At 70.9% G+C, this 15,950-nt stretch carries 16 protein-coding genes; 6 read left to right on the top strand and 10 right to left on the bottom strand.

Annotation, left to right across the window (positions count from 1 at the left end; genetic code table 11):
* The first annotated feature begins 4 nt into the window (after positions 1–4).
* Entirely contained in the window at positions 5–1,003 is a 999-nt protein-coding gene (gene cydB, locus ACQRWP_RS10865; protein WP_430502107.1) for a cytochrome d ubiquinol oxidase subunit II, read from the top strand.
* A gap of 169 nt (positions 1,004–1,172) precedes the next feature.
* Positions 1,173–2,360 carry a GNAT family N-acetyltransferase gene (locus ACQRWP_RS10860; protein WP_430502106.1) on the top strand — a complete coding sequence of 396 codons (1,188 nt, stop codon included), beginning with the start codon at positions 1,173–1,175 and terminating at the stop codon, positions 2,358–2,360.
* A 116-nt stretch (positions 2,361–2,476) separates the two neighbouring features.
* Here the strand turns inward: ACQRWP_RS10860 and ACQRWP_RS10855 are convergent, their stop codons facing one another.
* A complete protein-coding gene (locus ACQRWP_RS10855) occupies positions 2,477–2,923 on the bottom strand; it encodes a hypothetical protein (RefSeq protein ID WP_430502105.1) in 447 nt (148 codons plus the stop codon).
* Positions 2,924–3,020: 97 nt separating this feature from the next.
* Here ACQRWP_RS10855 and ACQRWP_RS10850 point away from each other — a divergent pair, with 97 nt between their 5' ends.
* Positions 3,021–3,473, top strand: coding sequence for a MarR family winged helix-turn-helix transcriptional regulator (locus ACQRWP_RS10850; RefSeq protein WP_430502104.1), 453 nt, complete (start codon positions 3,021–3,023; stop codon positions 3,471–3,473).
* 6 nt (positions 3,474–3,479) lie between these two features.
* Here the strand turns inward: ACQRWP_RS10850 and ACQRWP_RS10845 are convergent, their stop codons facing one another.
* From ACQRWP_RS10845 to ACQRWP_RS10835, 3 genes are all read right to left on the bottom strand, one after another.
* Positions 3,480–4,163 carry a hypothetical protein gene (locus ACQRWP_RS10845; RefSeq protein WP_430502103.1) on the bottom strand — a complete coding sequence of 228 codons (684 nt, stop codon included), beginning with the start codon at positions 4,161–4,163 and terminating at the stop codon, positions 3,480–3,482.
* Between the two features lie 83 nt (positions 4,164–4,246).
* Positions 4,247–4,708 (bottom strand): peroxiredoxin, encoded by a 462-nt coding sequence (locus tag ACQRWP_RS10840; protein ID WP_430502102.1) that lies wholly within the window; start codon positions 4,706–4,708, stop codon positions 4,247–4,249.
* A 45-nt stretch (positions 4,709–4,753) separates the two neighbouring features.
* On the bottom strand, positions 4,754–5,587 hold the full coding sequence (locus ACQRWP_RS10835; RefSeq protein WP_430502101.1) for a patatin-like phospholipase family protein: 834 nt from the start codon (positions 5,585–5,587) through the stop codon (positions 4,754–4,756).
* Positions 5,588–5,675: 88 nt separating this feature from the next.
* Here ACQRWP_RS10835 and ACQRWP_RS10830 point away from each other — a divergent pair, with 88 nt between their 5' ends.
* Positions 5,676–6,404: an SDR family oxidoreductase gene (locus ACQRWP_RS10830; protein ID WP_430502100.1), complete on the top strand. Its 729-nt coding sequence runs from the start codon at positions 5,676–5,678 to the stop codon at positions 6,402–6,404.
* A gap of 37 nt (positions 6,405–6,441) precedes the next feature.
* Here the strand turns inward: ACQRWP_RS10830 and ACQRWP_RS10825 are convergent, their stop codons facing one another.
* The 3 genes from ACQRWP_RS10825 to zwf all read right to left on the bottom strand — a co-directional run bounded on the left by ACQRWP_RS10825 (position 6,442) and on the right by zwf (position 9,628).
* The gene (locus tag ACQRWP_RS10825; RefSeq protein ID WP_256442137.1) at positions 6,442–6,567 is read right to left on the bottom strand and encodes an MFS transporter small subunit; all 126 of its coding nucleotides are present in this window, start codon (positions 6,565–6,567) and stop codon (positions 6,442–6,444) included.
* Entirely contained in the window at positions 6,564–7,994 is a 1,431-nt protein-coding gene (locus ACQRWP_RS10820; protein WP_430502099.1) for an OFA family MFS transporter, read from the bottom strand. The genes ACQRWP_RS10825 and ACQRWP_RS10820 overlap by 4 nt, the downstream gene beginning before the upstream one ends.
* Before the next feature lie 254 nt (positions 7,995–8,248).
* Entirely contained in the window at positions 8,249–9,628 is a 1,380-nt protein-coding gene (zwf, locus tag ACQRWP_RS10815) for a glucose-6-phosphate dehydrogenase (protein ID WP_430502098.1), read from the bottom strand.
* Between the two features lie 213 nt (positions 9,629–9,841).
* Here zwf and ACQRWP_RS10810 point away from each other — a divergent pair, with 213 nt between their 5' ends.
* A complete protein-coding gene (locus ACQRWP_RS10810; RefSeq protein WP_430502097.1) occupies positions 9,842–11,440 on the top strand; it encodes a beta-N-acetylhexosaminidase in 1,599 nt (532 codons plus the stop codon).
* A gap of 122 nt (positions 11,441–11,562) precedes the next feature.
* Here ACQRWP_RS10810 and ACQRWP_RS10805 read toward each other — a convergent pair whose 3' ends face one another.
* Complete coding sequence (locus tag ACQRWP_RS10805; protein ID WP_430503179.1) at positions 11,563–12,444, bottom strand: PhzF family phenazine biosynthesis protein; 882 nt, start codon at positions 12,442–12,444, stop codon at positions 11,563–11,565.
* A 130-nt stretch (positions 12,445–12,574) separates the two neighbouring features.
* On the opposite strand from ACQRWP_RS10805, the gene ACQRWP_RS10800 reads away from it, so the two are divergent.
* A complete protein-coding gene (locus tag ACQRWP_RS10800) occupies positions 12,575–13,357 on the top strand; it encodes an alpha/beta fold hydrolase (protein ID WP_430502096.1) in 783 nt (260 codons plus the stop codon).
* 98 nt (positions 13,358–13,455) lie between these two features.
* Here ACQRWP_RS10800 and ACQRWP_RS10795 read toward each other — a convergent pair whose 3' ends face one another.
* Entirely contained in the window at positions 13,456–15,120 is a 1,665-nt protein-coding gene (locus ACQRWP_RS10795; RefSeq protein WP_430502095.1) for a DUF885 domain-containing protein, read from the bottom strand.
* Between the two features lie 184 nt (positions 15,121–15,304).
* The gene (locus ACQRWP_RS10790) at positions 15,305–15,859 is read right to left on the bottom strand and encodes a hypothetical protein (protein WP_430502094.1); all 555 of its coding nucleotides are present in this window, start codon (positions 15,857–15,859) and stop codon (positions 15,305–15,307) included.
* Positions 15,860–15,950 lie beyond the last annotated feature (91 nt).

The raw sequence follows: 15,950 nt of genomic DNA, 5'->3' as shown, positions 1-15,950 counted from the left end.
CATCGTGGAACTGACCACCATCTGGTTTCTCCTCGTCGCCGTGCTGTTCACCGGGTACTTCATCCTGGAGGGCTTCGACTTCGGCGTCGGCATGCTGCTGCCCGTGCTCGGCCGAGACGACCGGGAACGCCGCGTCCTGATCAACACCATCGGCCCGGTCTGGGACGGCAACGAGGTGTGGCTGATCACCGCCGGTGGCGCCATGTTCGCCGCGTTCCCCGAGTGGTACGCCACCCTCTTCTCCGGCTTCTACCTGCCGCTGCTGCTGATCCTGCTGGCCCTGATCGCCCGGGGGGTCGCCTTCGAGTACCGGCACAAGCGCCCCGAGGCGTCCTGGAAGCGCCGGTGGGACGCGGCGATCGTGGTCGGCTCGCTGCTGCCGGCGATCCTGTGGGGCGTCGCCTTCGCCAACATCCTGCGCGGCGTGCCACTGGACGCCGACCACGAGTACGTCGGCGGCCTGCTGAACCTGCTCAACCCGTACGCCCTGCTGGGCGGCGCGACCACCCTCGCGCTGTTCCTCACCCACGGCGCGGTGTTCCTCGCCCTGAAGACCACCGGCGACATCCGCGAGCGCGCGGGCGCGCTCGCCGTGCGCCTGGGTGTGGGCGCCGCCGTACTCGCGGTCGGGTTCCTGACCTGGACGTTGAGCATCCGCTCCAGCGCGGCCGCCGTCGTGCTCGCCGTCGGCGCGGCCCTCGCCCTACTCGGTGCGCTGGCCGCCGCCCGGGTACGCCGGGAGGGCTGGGCGTTCACCGGCACCGCCGTGGCGATCGGCCTGGCCGTGGCGACCCTGTTCGCGGCGCTGTTCCCGAACGTGCTGCCCTCCACCCTGGACACGGCCGGCACGCTGACGGCCACCAACGCCGCGTCCACCCCGTACACCCTGAAGATCATGACCTGGGTGGCGGTGATCTTCACTCCGGTGGTGCTGGCCTACCAGGGGTGGACGTACTGGGTGTTCCGCAAGCGCATCGGCGTGGCCAACATCCCACAGCACTGATGCGGCGGGCCAACCCCATCGATCATGGACTTGTGATGCCTGACTTGCGGCGCCGAGGGCCATTTGTCGCCCACCACAACTCCATGATCGGCACGGGGTGGGGTGCGCCGGGGCCGCACCCGGTTGTAAATCGGCTGTTGGTGCGGAGCCGCCTCGCTACGGTGTGCCGATGCCCGCCACTGTGCACGTACGCGAACTCACCGCCGACGACCTCGACGCCGCCTGGGAGCTGGGCCGATTCGCTTTCGGCTCCGACCCGCAGCGTCCCGCGCCCGCGTCCGCGCCGGTGCCCGGCCTGACCCGCTACGGCGCGTTCGACGACGCCGGCCGGTTGGTCGGCAAGGCCGTCGACCTGCACCACGACCAGTGGTGGTCCGGGCGGGCGGTGCCGGCCGCCGACGTGGCCGGGGTGGCGGTCGCCCCCGAGGCCCGGGGTCGTGGCGTGGCTCGCTCCCTGCTCACCGCGTTCCTGCGCGGCGCCCGTGACCGTGGGGCGGCGATCAGCGCGCTCTACCCGACTGTCGCGGCCCCGTACCGGGCCTGCGGGTGGGAGGCCGCCGGGGTGCTGCGCACCGTCGACCTGGCCACCGCCGCGCTGCCCCGGCACCGGCCCGCGTCGCACCTCACCGTCCGGGCCGGTACGCCTGCCGACCTGCCGGCCGTCGACGCCCTCTACGAGCGGGTCACCCGGCACCGCAACGGCATGCTGACCCGCCGGGGTGAGTTGTTCGACGCCCCCGACCGCGGCCTGCCCGGCGACGGGGTCACCCTCGTCGAGGCCGACGGTGAACTGGTCGGCTACGCCACCTGGCAGCGGGGCCGGGGCTACGGGGCCGATTCCGTGCTCACCGTCGACGAGGCGCTGGCCGTCACCGCCGAGGCCGCCCGGGAACTCGTCGGGGTGCTCGGCAGTTGGGCCAGCGTCGCGCCGACCCTGCGACTGTGCCCCCTCGACGGGGACGCGGTCAGCGTCCAACTGCCGTTGGAGTCGGTCCGCGAGCACGAGCGGGACCTGTGGATGCACCGGCCGGTGGACGTGGCGCGGGCGGTGAGCGCACGGGGGTGGCCCGCCCACGCCCGGGGCGCCGTCGACTTCCACCTCACCGACCCGCTCGCCGACTGGAACTCCGGCACCTGGCGGTTGGCGGTCGCCGACGGCGCCGCCGAGCTGACCCGCGTCGGTGCCGAGGCGGAGCTGCGGTTGGACGTCCGCGGTTTCGCGCTGCTGTACGCCGGGGCGGCGCAGGCCCGGTCGGTCGCGCAGGCCGGCCTGCTGCACTGCGCCGGTGACGCCGACCCGGCCGCCCTGGACCTGCTGGGCGTCGGAGGCCCGGCACAGTTGCTCGACTACTTCTGACCGACCGGACCCGGCGCGCGGGCCGCCGACAGGCTGGTGCTGACCGACCGGACCCGGCACGTGGGCCGCTCACGCGCGGGCAGGGCCGGGCCCGCGCACCGTCGGGCTCTTGTCCGTCAGGTCGGGGTCGCGGCCAGTTCGGCGTTGGCGCGCTGGGTGACCAGGGTGAGCGCCCGGGCGGCGGCGCTCGCCTCGTCGGTGGGGATGTCCGCGTAGAGGCGGGCGCTGATGTCCGCGACGGCGGCGGCGATGCGGGCCTGCACGGCGTGACCGGCGTCGGTGAGCCGCAGCCGTGGGGCGTCGGCCTCGTGGTCGGCCTGGGCGAGGTTCGCGTCGACGAGGGTGGCGAGCACCCGTTGCACCTCCTGCTCGTCGACCTTGAGCGTGCTGGTGATGCGGTGCGTGAGGTGGGCGCGTTCGGCCGGGCCGTTGGCGAGGACGTTGAGGGCGAGCAACTGGTTGAACTCGACGCCGAGGGGAGCGGTGGCCCGTTCGAGCAGGGCCCGGGTGGCGTAGTGGGCGTGGCCGATGACCTGCCCGTTGAGGGTGGGGATGGTGGACATGACGCCTCCTCCGATACGTTGGCTGAACCAACGTTGGTCGCACCAACGTAGCATTCGATCGTGGGTCGCGCCAACGATTCCTGGTAGGCTGCGGCGCATGGACAACGCGGCCCCGCAGTCACCCGCCGGGCTCAGCACCACCCCGAGCTGGCTGCTCAACCAGACCGCCAGTCACGCCGCCCGCCTGCTCAGCGAGGGCTTCGCCGCGCACGACCTGCGCGGCTACCACTACCGGCTGCTCGCCACCCTGGCCGAGGACGGGCCCGCGAGCCAGGCCGACCTCGGCCGGCGCTGCGGCATCGACCGCAGCGACGTGGTGGCCGCCATCAACGACCTGGCCGGCCGAGGGCTCGTGGTGCGTGCCCCCGACCCGGCCGATCGCCGCCGCAACGTCATCAGCGCCACCGACGCCGGCGCCGACGAGGCCCGCCGGATGGGCGCGACCCTCGAGCGCGTCCAAGCCGACCTACTCGCCCCGCTGTCCGCCACCGAGCGCGAGCAACTGACGCGACTGCTCACCCGACTGCTGCACCACCACAGCCGGCACTGACCCGCCTCAGCGGGCCTCGCGCAGCTCCGCCAGCCGGGCCTCGATCTCAGCCAGCTCGGCGCGCAGCTTCTCGGCCTGCTGCTCCGCCTCGGCCCGCTCGGTGCCGAGGATCTGCTCCACCGCCTCCTGTACCCCCGGCACGTCGACGAGGGCCACCATCTTCAACGCCTCCGCCGGCTTCACCACGTACGGCTTCGCCAGGGCCTTGCTGCCCTGCTGCGCGGCGACGGTCCACTCACCGTCGGCGTACGCCAGGGTCACGGTGAGACCCGCGGGGCCCTTCGGCTTGACGGCCTTGACCGCCCGCCGCGCCGGCGGCTTCTCCGTCTGCTCCACCTTCGGCTCCTCCTGTCGCTGCGCGGGCACCCGCGGCGTGTCCAACACGAACTCCGGCGCGGCCACCGCGGGCACCTCGGGCTCGGGCTCCGGCTTCGGCTCCACCACCCGACGAGTGACGCCCTTGGGCGCCACGGCCAGGTCGGCGGGGGAGAACGGCAACTCGTCGCGACCGAAGCGCACCACCACGAACTCGTCGGACACCTCCGGGTCGGTCAGCTCGATCACCTGTCCGACCTGACCGGCGATCTGGCCCGCCGCCGCGGTGAACACCACCCGCGGTTTACGCCCGGCCGCCAACGCCTCCCGGATGCTCTGCACCTCGCTAGTGGACAAACCCTGGCCGGCATCCATCACAACCCTCTTCCGTACACCTGTTTGATTGCTGTCTTGATACCAGCCGACTGCGACACCCGCCGCACGGGGCTCGCGCCCGCTCAGCCGCCCAGTGCCCGCAGCGCCCGGTCCGCGTGCTCGTTCATGCTGACCTCGCTGTGGATCACCTCGATGACCCGCTGGTCAGTGCCGATGACGAAGGTCATCCGCTTCATGCTCAACGGCCCCAACGGCACCCGCCGCTTGACCCCGAACTGCTGCGCCACCGCGCCGTCGGCGTCCGACAGCAGCGGATAGTCGAAGCCGTGCAGCTTCGAGAACTCGGCCTGCTTCGCCACCGGGTCGCGGCTGATGCCCACCCGCGTCGCGCCCAGCGCGGTGAACTCCGCCGCGAGGTCGCGGAAGTGGCAGCTCTCCGCCGTGCACCCCCGGGTCATCGCCGCCGGGTAGAAGAACAGCACCACCGGCCCGGCCGCCAGGAACTCCGTCAGCCGCCGCGCAGTGCCCGTCTCATCCGGCAGCTCGAAATCCTGCACCACGTCGCCGACACCCACACCCGCCACCGCGCACCTCCATCGTCTGATCGACCGCGCGGTGAGCGTAAGCGATCACGCCCAGAGCGCTGCCACCTCGTCGGCCACCACATCGGCCTGGGTCCGCCCGGCTCGCGCCGCGCCCGCCCGCCGCGCGGGATCCAGCACGTTGCGGCCGATCGCCGTGCGCGCCGCCGCGTCCGGCGTCAGCACCACCACCCGCGACCCGGCCGCCCGCAACGCGTCCACCTGCGCCGACAGCCGTGGCATCGGCCCGATCGCCGCCGACGTCGGCGCGAGCACCAGCACCCTGCGCGCGTGCGCCGCCAGGTCCGCGTTCACCGTCGAGCGCATCCCACCGTCGACGAAGCGGCGCGCGCCGATCGTCACCGGCGGCCACACCCCGGGCACCGCGCAACTCGCGCCCACCGCGTCCACCAGGGACACCCCGCTGTCGCGGTCGAACACCACGAAGTCACCGGACGACGCGTCCACCGCTGTGATCAGCAGCCGACGCTGCGGCCACTCCCGGTCCGGCAGACGGGCCTCGATCACCGCGCGTTGCGACGCCTCCGACGGGGTACGCGCCGCCACCGCCATCGCCCCGATCCGCGCCCGCGAGCGCACCGCGTCGCGGGTGCGACCACCGGCCCAGATCAGCCGCGCCAGCGTCGCAAAGCCCAACCGTGCCGCCAGCTCACTCGACGGCGGCGCCAACTGCTCGGTGTAGAAACGCTCGACGGGCAAGCCGGAGCACACCTGGGCGCCGACCACCGAGCCCGCCGACGTGCCCACCACCAGATCCGCCTCGGTGACCGGCACGCCCCGCTCGACCAACCCGGCCAGCAGCCCCAACTCCCAGGCCACCCCGGTCACCCCGCCACCACCGAGCACCAACGCCCGCTGCATGTGACCCTCCTCTCGACGACCGACCCGCGCCGGTCACGGTAGCGTCGGCACGACCAACGCACAGCCGTCAGACCCGCCGGGAGGCACCGTGGCACCCGTCACCGTCATCACCGGCGGCGGCCGGGGCATCGGCGCGGCCACCGCCCGCCGGCTCGCCGCCGCCGGTCATCACGTCGCCCTGTGCTACCGCCGCGACGAGGCCGCCGCCACCGCCGTCCTGGCGGACCTGCGGGCCGCCGGCGCCCAGGCCATCGCGGTACGCGCCGACACCACCGACCCCGAGCAGGTGCACGCCCTGTTCGACGCGGCCGCCCAACTCGGCCCGCTCACCGGTCTGGTCAACAACGCCGGCGTCACCAGCCCGATCGGACCCTTCACCGAGCTGCGTGTCGACGACCTGCGCCGGGTCGTCGACGTCAACCTCGTCGGCTACGTCCTCTGCGCCCAGCAGGCCGCCCGGCGGCTCACCGACGGCGGGGCGATCGTCAACGTCTCGTCGGCGGCCGCGACCCTCGGCAGCCCGGGGGAGTACGTGCACTACGCCGCCGTGAAGGCCGCCACCGACACCCTCACCGTCGGCCTGGCCAAGGAACTCGCCCCGAAGGGCATCCGGGTCAACGCCGTGGCCCCCGGCATCGTGCGCACCGACATCCACGCCGACTCCGGGGTGCCCGACCGCGCCGACTCCGCCGTCGGTCGCATCCCGCTGGGCCGCGCCGGCGAACCCGACGAGATCGCCGCCGCCATCGCCTGGCTGCTCGGCCCGGACGCCTCGTACGCCACCGGGACCGTGCTGCGCGTCTCCGGCGGTCTCTGACCACGCGTCCGCGCGGTCGGAGACCGCCGGATCCGGCTCAGTGGGTGAACAGCTTCGCCGCGGTGACGACGGTCTGGGCGACCCCGTAGCCGAGCAGCGCCGCCACCACCAACCAGGAGATCCACAACCGGGCCTGCTGCCCGGGTCGGCTGTCCTCACTCATCGCGTACCACTCCTCTCCGCCGTCGTGTCCTCGTCCACGTTCTGGTCCTGGTGCGCGTCCTGCTCCGTCGACGGTTCGTGGTAGCGCTGTGGCACCGGCCGCACCAGCAGGTTCGCCACGAAGCCAACGGCCAGCACAGCCACCATCGTGAACAGCGCCGGACGGTACGCCGCGGCGGTCAGCGAGCCCGGTTCGCCCTGCGCGTCGAGGAACCCGTTGACGATCAGCGGACCGGCGATACCCGCCGCCGACCAGGCGGTCAGCAGCCGACCGTGGATCGCACCGACCTGGAAGGTGCCGAACAGGTCCCGCAGGTACGCCGGCACGGTCGCGAAGCCACCGCCGTAGAACGACAGGATCACGCAGGCCAACAGCACGAACAGGGCCGTCGAGGTCTGCCCGACGAGCGCCAGCAGCGCGTAGAGCACCATGCCGACGCCCAGGTACACCAGGTAGATCGGTTTGCGGCCGATGAGGTCCGAGGTGGACGACCACACGAACCGGCCGGCCATGTTGAACAGCGACAGCAGACCCACGAACCCGCCGGCCGCCGCGACGGTCACCGCCGAGGTGCCGTTGTCGCGGAAGAAGTCCTGGATCATCGGGCTGGCCTGCTCCAGGATGCCGATGCCGGCGGTCACGTTGCAGAACAGCACCACCCACAGCAGCCAGAACGAGCGGGTCTTCACCGCGTTCGCCGCCGACACGTTCGCCGTGGTGACCAGCGGCTTCGCCGCCACGCTGGCCGGGTCGAAGCCAGCCGGCCGCCAGTCCTGCGCCGGCACCCGCACGTTCGCCACCCCGAACATCATGATCACGAAGTAGCCCAGGCCGAGCGTCACGAACAGCCACACCAGGGCGCTGCCCGACGCCGTCGACCCCGCGTTGGCCGGGTCGTAGCCGGGGTCGTAGAACGACAACAGTTGCCGCGACAGGGGAGAGGCGACCATCGCCCCACCACCGAATCCCATGATCGCCAGTCCGGTGGCCAGTCCCGGCCGGTCCGGGAACCACTTGATCAGGGTGGAGACGGGGGAGATGTAGCCGATGCCCAGCCCGATGCCGCCGAGCAGCCCGTAGCCCAGATACAGCAGCCACAGCTGCTTCGTGGCGATGCCCAGCGAGCCCACCAGGAAACCCGCCGCCCAGAAACAGGCCGAGACGAACATGGCCTTACGCGGTCCGTTCGCCTCCACCCAGGTCCCGGCGACCGCGGCAGACAATCCGAGCATCACGATCGCGATGCTGAAGATCACCCCGATCGCCGTCTGGCTGGTGTCGAAGTGGGCGATCAGGGAGTTCTTGTAGACGCTGGTCGCGTAGACCTGACCGATGCAGAGGTGGATGGCCAACGCCGCCGGGGGGATGAGCCACCGGCTGTAGCCGGGCGGCGCGACGGTGTGCCGACGATCGAGTGCGGAAAGCATGCGCTGCTTCCTCTCCGATGAGGACGAGAAACGTCGCACCCAACGTGCCCGCACCACTCGTAAGCGGAAAACCTCACCGTCGCCGGACGGTCGTTCCGCTGAGCTGAGCGGTCAGTCAGCGTCCTCGCGGCGCGCGCTCCGGGCCGCGTGATCGACTCCGCTTCCTGACAGTCGGGGTGTCGCGCAGGGCCGGACACCGCGACATCCGGGAAACCGAGTCGATCAACCCCGCCGGTTCAGGCCGCGGGCCGCCGCTACCGCAGGTCCGGCAGGTGCCAGCCGCCGGCCAACGCGTCGGCGTCCGCCGGGCCCCAGCTGCCCTTCTCGTACGACTGCACCGCCGTCGGCAGATCCAGGATCGGCTCGACGATGCGCCACTCCTGCTCGATCGTCTCGGCACGCGCGAAGCGCAGGTGCTGCCCGTCCATCGCGTCGTCGAGCAGCCGCTCGTACGCCTCCTGCCGGCGGCCGAGGGCCGAGCCGAAGTCGACGGACAGGTCCACCGGACGGCTCGCCACCTCAGCACCCGGGCTCTTCGCCTGGATCGACATCGTGATGCCGTCACCGCGACCGAGGCGGAACCGCAGCAGGTTCGCGGCCCTCGCCGTGCCCCGCTCGGCGGGGATCAGCGAGCGCTGCGGCTGCTTGAACTCGACCACGACCTCCGTCGCCGTTCCCGGCAGAGACTTGCCGGTGCGCAGGTAGAACGGCACACCCGCCCAGCGGGGCGAGTCAACAGTCAACCGGGTCGCCACGAACGTCTCCGTGTTCGAGTCCGCCGCCACGCCCGGCTCGTCGCGGTAGCCGGCGTACTGCCCCCGGACGGTGGAGTCCGGCGACAGCGGCGCGATCTGCCGCAGCACCGCGGCCTCCGCCTCCCGGAACGCCGCGGTGTCCTCGCTGGCGGGCGCCTCCATCGCGATGAGCGCGACGACCTGAAGGATGTGGTTCTGCAGCACGTCCCGGGTCGCGCCCACCGTGTCGTAGAAACCGGCCCGGCCCTGCGTGCCGAAACCCTCGGCGAGGGTCACCTGGATGTTGTCGATGTGCTCGTTGTTCCACAGCGGCTCGAACAGCCGGTTGGCGAACCGGAAGGCGTAGAGACCCTCGACGGCTTCCTTGCCGAGGTAGTGGTCGATGCGGAACACCCGCTCCGGCGCGAAGGCCGCGCCCAGGGTGCGATCCAGCTCGCGGGAGGACTCCAGGTCACGCCCGAACGGCTTCTCCACGATCACCCGACCCCGGTCGGCCAGCCCCACGGCCGCCAGGCCCTCGACGACGGACCCGAAGACCGCCGGAGGGATCGCCAGGTAGAAGACCGGCCGCTCGGCGTCGCGCAGCCGCTCAGCCAGCCGCTGGTACGTCGTCGGGTCCGCGTAGTTGCCAGAGATCATCGAAAGGTTGTCCGCCAGCCGGTCGAAGGTCTCGTCGTCGATCTCGTCATTGGCCTCGGTAACCGACTTGCGGGCCGTGGTGACCAACTGCTGATCATCCCAGGGGGAGCGGGCCACGCCGATCACCGGAACGTCGAGGCGCTCGCGCCGGGTCAACTCGTACAGCGCCGGAAACAGCTTCTTCGAGACGAGGTCTCCCGTGACGCCGAACAGCACTACCGCGTCTGAGCGCACGTGCATGGCACTTCCCATTCGATCATCCGAACCTGATCTTCCGAACGGACAACGGCACGACCCACTCCAGGAATTCCCCAGCGTGCGGCGTACGTGAGGTCGGCGACAACACTGTCTCGACGAGCTCTTATGTTAAGGAAGGTTTACAGTACAGGCGGAACGCCGGTAGCCTGCGACTCTAATCGACGAAGGTCGATCATGACGAGGCCTGGAGGTACCGTGCGTCGCCAAAACACCACCACACGGCTGCTGGCCATAGCCGCACTCGCGCTACCAATCATCCTGCCCACCACGCCCGCCACCGCCGCGGCACCCACCGCACCAGCCCGACAACTCAGCGACGTCATCCCCGCACCGGTCGAAACCCGCACCGACGCACAAAACACCTTCCGGATCACCCCCCTGACCGTCATCCGCACCACCCCCGGCTCAGCCGCCGCCTGGCGCATCGGCCACCAACTCGCCACCACACTGCGACCTGCCACCGGCCACCCCCTGCCCGTCCTGCCCGTACGCTCCACCCCGCTACCCGAGATCGCCCTGCTCATCGGGGGCGCCGACGACCGCATCGGCCAGCAGGGCTACCAACTCGACGTCACCCGCCGCGGCGTCACGATCCGCGCCAACACCCCCGCCGGGCTGTTCGCCGGCACCCAGACCCTGCGCCAACTGCTCCCCGCCGAGATCGAAGCCCCCGACCGGCAGCGGACCACCTGGACAGTCCCCGGCGGACGAATCATCGACTACCCACGCTTCGCCTACCGCGGCGCGATGCTCGACCTCGCACGCCACTTCCACACCGTCGACGACATCACCGCCTACGTGGACCTGCTCAGCCAGTACAAAATCAACTACCTGCACCTGCACCTGACCGACGACCAGGGCTGGCGCATCCAGATCGACTCCTGGCCCCGCCTCACCACCGTCGGCGGCGGACCCGGCACCGGAGTCGACGGCGTCGGCCCCGGATACCTCACCAAGGCCGACTACAAGGCCGTCGTCGCCTACGCCGCCGCACGACACATCACGATCATCCCCGAGATCGACATGCCCGGGCACACCAACGCCGCCCAGTCGACGTACCCCGAACTCAACTGCGACGGCGTCGCACCGCCCCCGCGCACCGACATCGCGGTCGGCTACAGCTCCCTCTGCATCAACGACGAGCTCACCTACCGCTTCGTCGAGGACGTCATCCGCGAACTCGCCGCCATCACACCCGGACCATTCCTGCACATCGGCGGCGACGAAGCCCACGCGACCACCGACGAGGACTACCGCACCTTCATGAACCGGGTCCTGCCCCTGGTCGCGAAGTACGGCAAGCGCGCCTCCGGATGGAACGAGATCACCCAGGCCGACCCGTCCACCGACGTCGTCGCCCAGTTCTGGGGCACCGGCACCACCAACGCCAGCCTCGCCGCGGCCGCCGCGCGCGGCAACAAGATCATCATGTCGCCGGCGAACAAGTCCTACCTGGACATGAAGTACGACGCCAACACCCGCCTCGGCCTGCGCTGGGCCGGCCTGATCGAGGTGTCCGACGCCTACGGCTGGGACCCCGCCACCCGGGTCACCGGAGTCGGCGAGAACGCCATCCTCGGCGTCGAGGCCCCGCTGTGGTCCGAAACGCTACGCACCCTGGACGACATCGAATTCATGGCCTTCCCCCGCCTACCCGCCATCGCCGAACTCGGCTGGTCCACCACCGCCAGCCACGACTGGGAATCGTTCCGGACCCGACTGGGGGAGCAGGCACCCCGCTGGCGACTGCAACAGGTCAACTTCTACCCGTCCCCGCAGGTGCCCTGGATCTGAGGCGTACCCCCGCCACCCACCGATCGTGGGCACCGGCTGAAACGGCCGGTGCCCACGACGATCAACGACCGCAGACGGTGTCCAAAGCCCTCAACGCCGGATCGAGCGCGGACCGCACCCCGTCATCGGGCGTGATACCGATGCGACACCGCACGGACAATCATCGCGTCGGCCCCCACCAGGACCCGTACCCCCGTGGGACCCGGACGGGCAGAGGTGACAATGGTCGCCGGTTCGCCAAGGACGTCACCCATGTCGACGGTCAACTCGATGAAGCCGCTGCCCGCCATCCGGGCGGCCAGGCAGGCTGTGCTGTTCACATTGGCGACGTCCTCAGGAACCCCGATCGACGGCGCGAACATCCGCGCCACCACACCCCCCATGCGTGTGGGGACCGAATAGACGTAGCAGCCCAGCAACCCCAACCCGTCGCACGCCGCCCGGAGCCGGTCCAGGCGAGGGCTCAGGGCCACGACGGCACCAGGTGTGGTGACCGGCACCAACATCCGCGCCCGCCCCAACGACGCCACACACGCTCCGGAAACAAGGTCGCCCGCAGCGACACCGAGGGCGTCGACGACGAGCCCAACCTCGAACGAGGTCGCCTCCCGTACGACCACCGGACCCGGGTCGAACTCGGCCCGAATCTGGTCACCGTCGCAGGCCGCGCGACCGACGAACGTACGCCCCGACACACGCAACCTGAACTCGTGCTCGCCACCGCCATGACGCCCGGCGAGGTACGCCACCGCCGCTACCGTCCCATGCCCACACGCGGGCAGTTCCCCCTCGGCGGTGAAGAACCGCAGATCCACCGGCTCGTCGCCCACGACGCGCCCCACGAACACGGCATGTGACGTGCCCATCCGAACCGACACCCGGCTGCGCTCGGCATCGCTCAACACGTACTTCGCATCCGGTGTGGGGGACAGGGACTCATCGAAGACAGACGTTGGACTGCCCCCACGCCCGCCCCGAAGGCAGGCGTTGACGATGGTGACCACAACCGAGTCATCTGAAGCGGCCACCACCGCACTGTCATCACCCACGACGCAACCACCCCTCTGGCTCCGTGCCATCACCGTCCACCCACGCGGTACACACCAAGCCAGCACCCTCAGTAGCATCTCGACCATGAACCTGGCGGTCGATCAATCAGCGGAAACCGGACCACCCGTGGTGTGCCTACCCATGTTCAGCATGAGCCGCGCCGCCACGGCCGCCGCTTTCCGCCCCGCCCTCGCCGGCGCCGGCCTGCGAGAGATCTACCTGGACCTGCCCGGCCACGGCGACACCCCCGCCAACTGCCCACCCACCTCCCAGGCAATGCTGGACACCGTCTGCGCCTGGCTCGAGCACCACGTCGACGCGCCAGTCCTGCTCGCCGGCAGCTCCTACGGCGCCTACCTCGCCGCCGGCATCGCACGCCAACGACCCGAACTCGTCGCCGGCCTGCTCCTCGTCTGCCCCGGCGTCACCATCGCCCGCGACAGCCGGGACCTGCCCGACGACCCACCACTCGACGCGCCCCCGGGCTGGCTCGACGCCGCCCCCGCCGCCCTGCACGCACACCTCGACGCCGCCCTGGGCCACCGCACCCCAGCCGTCGTCGCGACGGTGCTCGCGGCACTGCACTCCGGCGGCCCCAGCGACGAAGCATTCCAACAGGAACTCCAGACCGGCCCCGGCTACGCGCTACCCGACGAGAACGCTGACGTCGTCTTCGACGGCCCGGTCACCGTGATCACCGGCAGACAGGACGGAATCATCGGCTACGCCGACCAGTTCCGCGCCATGCGCCACTACCCCCGCGGCACCTACACGGTGATCGACGCGGCCGGTCACTACCTGCCGTACGAACAACCTGCCCTGCTGCGATCACTCACCCAAAACTGGCTGCGCCGCACGCACGCCTGACAACCCGAGCTGGGGGAGCGGGGCTACCCACATGCATCCTCAATGACTGGTCTTGGTCTAGCCCTGGTTCAGACTGGTCAGACGTCAAGGCCGTGCAGCTACAAGCGCGGTCCGTGACGTGTTTCACCGGGATGCACGAGTGGTGCGCGATCACCCTGAAGGGCGGTCGTCAACTGATCCAAGCCCAGCGAACCCACCTCAAGCGCCCGACGATGGAATGCGCGTCGGTCGCCGGGGAAGGACGAGCGGCCGGCCAGCCACACGCGCTCACCCACCTTGTAGGCCAACGCCTGCCCTGGCCGGCCCAGGTAACGCGCGAGTTCGGCGGATGCGTACGGCCCTTGATGACAGCGGTCCTGCAACAGCTTCAGCGCCGCGCCCGCCGTCCACACGGCTCCATCGCCGGTCGGCATCGCCAGCCGCAGGTGCAGGCCGATGTCGAGCACGACTCGTGCCGCCCGCAGGAGCTGCATATACAGGTACCCCAGCCGAGCACCCGGCTGTTCATAGAGCCCGAGCTCGTCCATGAACCGCTCGGCGTACAGTGCCCAGCCCTCCTGACTGCTGGAGAGGCCGCCGAGCAGGTTCAGCCGCTGCCCGAGGCCTCCCCGGCAGACCTCGGAGCCGAGGTGGAGGTGATGGCCGGGAACGCCCTCGTGAAAGGCGGTGCTGTAGGCAAACCAGGTGGGGAAGATAGCTGCGTCCTCGGGAATGGACCACCAGACCCGACCCGGCCGCGTCAGGTCCCGCGACGGCCCGGTGTAGCCAATGCCGGACGACGTGGTCAACCGCGACTCGATGCGCCGCAGCGGGGCGGGGATGTCGAAGTACACACCGTCCAGCCGCTCAATGGCGCCCTCCAACAGCTCCTGCAGCCACGCGGCGAACGCCTCCCTGCTGCGCAACATGCCGGGTGCGTCGGGGCTGTTGAGCCGGGCAAGCACCTCTGGCACGCTCCCGCCCAGGGCCTTCGCTTCCGCGATCAGCTCCGCCTCTGTCGCTCTGAACTCGTCCCAGCCCCACTCGTACAGCTCGCGCAGGTCAGGCTGGGCCGCGAGGAAGGTACGCACCCAGAGTGCGTACCGCTGCTGACCGAACGCCTCCTCCTCAACGGCCCGCGGTGCCAGGTCCGCGATCAGCATCCCGGCGAGCTTCTGATACGCCACTCGCGAGCCCGTTGCCGCGGCCTGCAACGACGCCCGCTGACGCCCCTCGCCGTAGCGATCCACCAGGGCGGCATCGTCGGCGATCCAGGTGCGGCAACGCTGCGTGACGAGTTCCACCTGACGCCGCGCCGGCACCTTTCCGCGCTCCGCGGCGAGCAAGAGGCTGCGGGCATACCCGTCCAGGGCCGCGGGGATCGCAGCCATGCGTGCGCCCACACGAGCCCAGCCCTCCTCGAATGCCGCGCCCTCGGTGCCGTCGCCGGGAACCGCGGCCTCGACAGCTTGGCGGATGAGCTGGAGCGGACCGGTGGCCGCCGCGTGCAGTTCGCGCAGGTCCTCCGCAGCGTCGTGGAAGGCGACACGCGTATGCAGCCGTTCGGCGAGGTGGGCGTGCAGCGAGCCCGCAGCCGGACGCGCCTCGCCCAAGCTCTCGAGCTCGCGCAGGGCACGGGCGGCGAGGTCGGCGCGGGCCTGGTGGCCCTCGGGGCCGTAGTCGGTAAGCGCGTCGACATCCTGCACACCGGCCTCGACGACTGCCGTGCAGGGGTCGAGGCCGGCCATGTCGCACAGGAGCTGATCCGCGAAGTCCTCGATCACTCGGGCAATGCTAGGGCCTTGCCCCAGCTGGCGTGCTGCGAGCCTGCATCGATCGACGTCTCGCCCTGAGACACCTCGAAGTCATTCCGCTCGGCTGCTTCCGACCCACCGAGGTGCGATTCGATAATATGCATTATGTAAAGTCGCGTGTTCTGGGGGTCCCCTCACCGCCTCCCGACAGGGGTCAGTCGCGCGTCAGGCCCGGCGGACACGCGTCCTCGTCCGGTCCGACGAGGCGCGCGTTGACCAGCGGGTTGCGTCGCAGGGCCGCCAGCACGGCAACGCTGGCACCGATGTCGGTCCAGGTGTCGTCCCACAGGGCCGAGACGAGCCAGGAACGATCCGCCGGAAAGAACAGGTCGGGCAGCGCCCCGTCGCCGCGCATGTGACCGAGGCGCCAGGTGAGGGCCTGTTCCGGCCCGGCCTCGACCAACACGTAGGGCCAGTCCCAGTAGAGGGACACTCTCGGGGCGTGCGGGAAGACGACGTCGTGGGCGCCGGTGTCGAGAAAGCCCAGCCACCAGGGCTGATCCGGCGTGCACGACACCAGCTCGTCGATCACCGCGCGCTCGTGGGCGTCGAAACCGACCCCGGCGGGCGGGTGGAAGGTGCCGTACGCCTCGAACACCGGCGGGATCGCCGTGGTGACCGAGAAACCCTGCGTGGTGCGCCCGGCGAGCCAACCGACGTCGCTGGCCGTGCCGATCCGCCAGTTGCGCCCGTCCCTGCTGACGTCCATGCCGCGCACGATACGTGCTCCTCGATCAGCTCCAGCCGTACTCGCGGCGGTCCTCTCCCCCTCGTCCCCCGCTTCCCGGATACGCGAAAAT

The sequence above is a fragment of the Micromonospora trifolii genome, assembly GCF_050516465.1.
In the GTDB taxonomy this organism is placed as follows: Bacteria; Actinomycetota; Actinomycetes; order Mycobacteriales; family Micromonosporaceae; genus Micromonospora; species Micromonospora trifolii.
This window is presented reverse-complemented; position numbering and strand designations above follow the sequence as displayed.

Coding starts and splice junctions, on each gene's coding strand:
- ACQRWP_RS10820 (WP_430502099.1), bottom strand. CDS start 7,994: ATGCTTTCCGCACTCGATCGTCGGCACACCGTCGCGCCGCCCGGCTAC.
- ACQRWP_RS10860 (WP_430502106.1), top strand. CDS start 1,173: ATGCCCGCCACTGTGCACGTACGCGAACTCACCGCCGACGACCTCGAC.
- ACQRWP_RS10825 (WP_256442137.1), bottom strand. CDS start 6,567: ATGAGTGAGGACAGCCGACCCGGGCAGCAGGCCCGGTTGTGGATCTCC.
- ACQRWP_RS10855 (WP_430502105.1), bottom strand. CDS start 2,923: ATGTCCACCATCCCCACCCTCAACGGGCAGGTCATCGGCCACGCCCAC.
- ACQRWP_RS10835 (WP_430502101.1), bottom strand. CDS start 5,587: ATGCAGCGGGCGTTGGTGCTCGGTGGTGGCGGGGTGACCGGGGTGGCC.
- ACQRWP_RS10845 (WP_430502103.1), bottom strand. CDS start 4,163: ATGGATGCCGGCCAGGGTTTGTCCACTAGCGAGGTGCAGAGCATCCGG.
- ACQRWP_RS10850 (WP_430502104.1), top strand. CDS start 3,021: ATGGACAACGCGGCCCCGCAGTCACCCGCCGGGCTCAGCACCACCCCG.
- zwf (WP_430502098.1), bottom strand. CDS start 9,628: ATGCACGTGCGCTCAGACGCGGTAGTGCTGTTCGGCGTCACGGGAGAC.
- ACQRWP_RS10790 (WP_430502094.1), bottom strand. CDS start 15,859: ATGGACGTCAGCAGGGACGGGCGCAACTGGCGGATCGGCACGGCCAGC.
- ACQRWP_RS10800 (WP_430502096.1), top strand. CDS start 12,575: ATGAACCTGGCGGTCGATCAATCAGCGGAAACCGGACCACCCGTGGTG.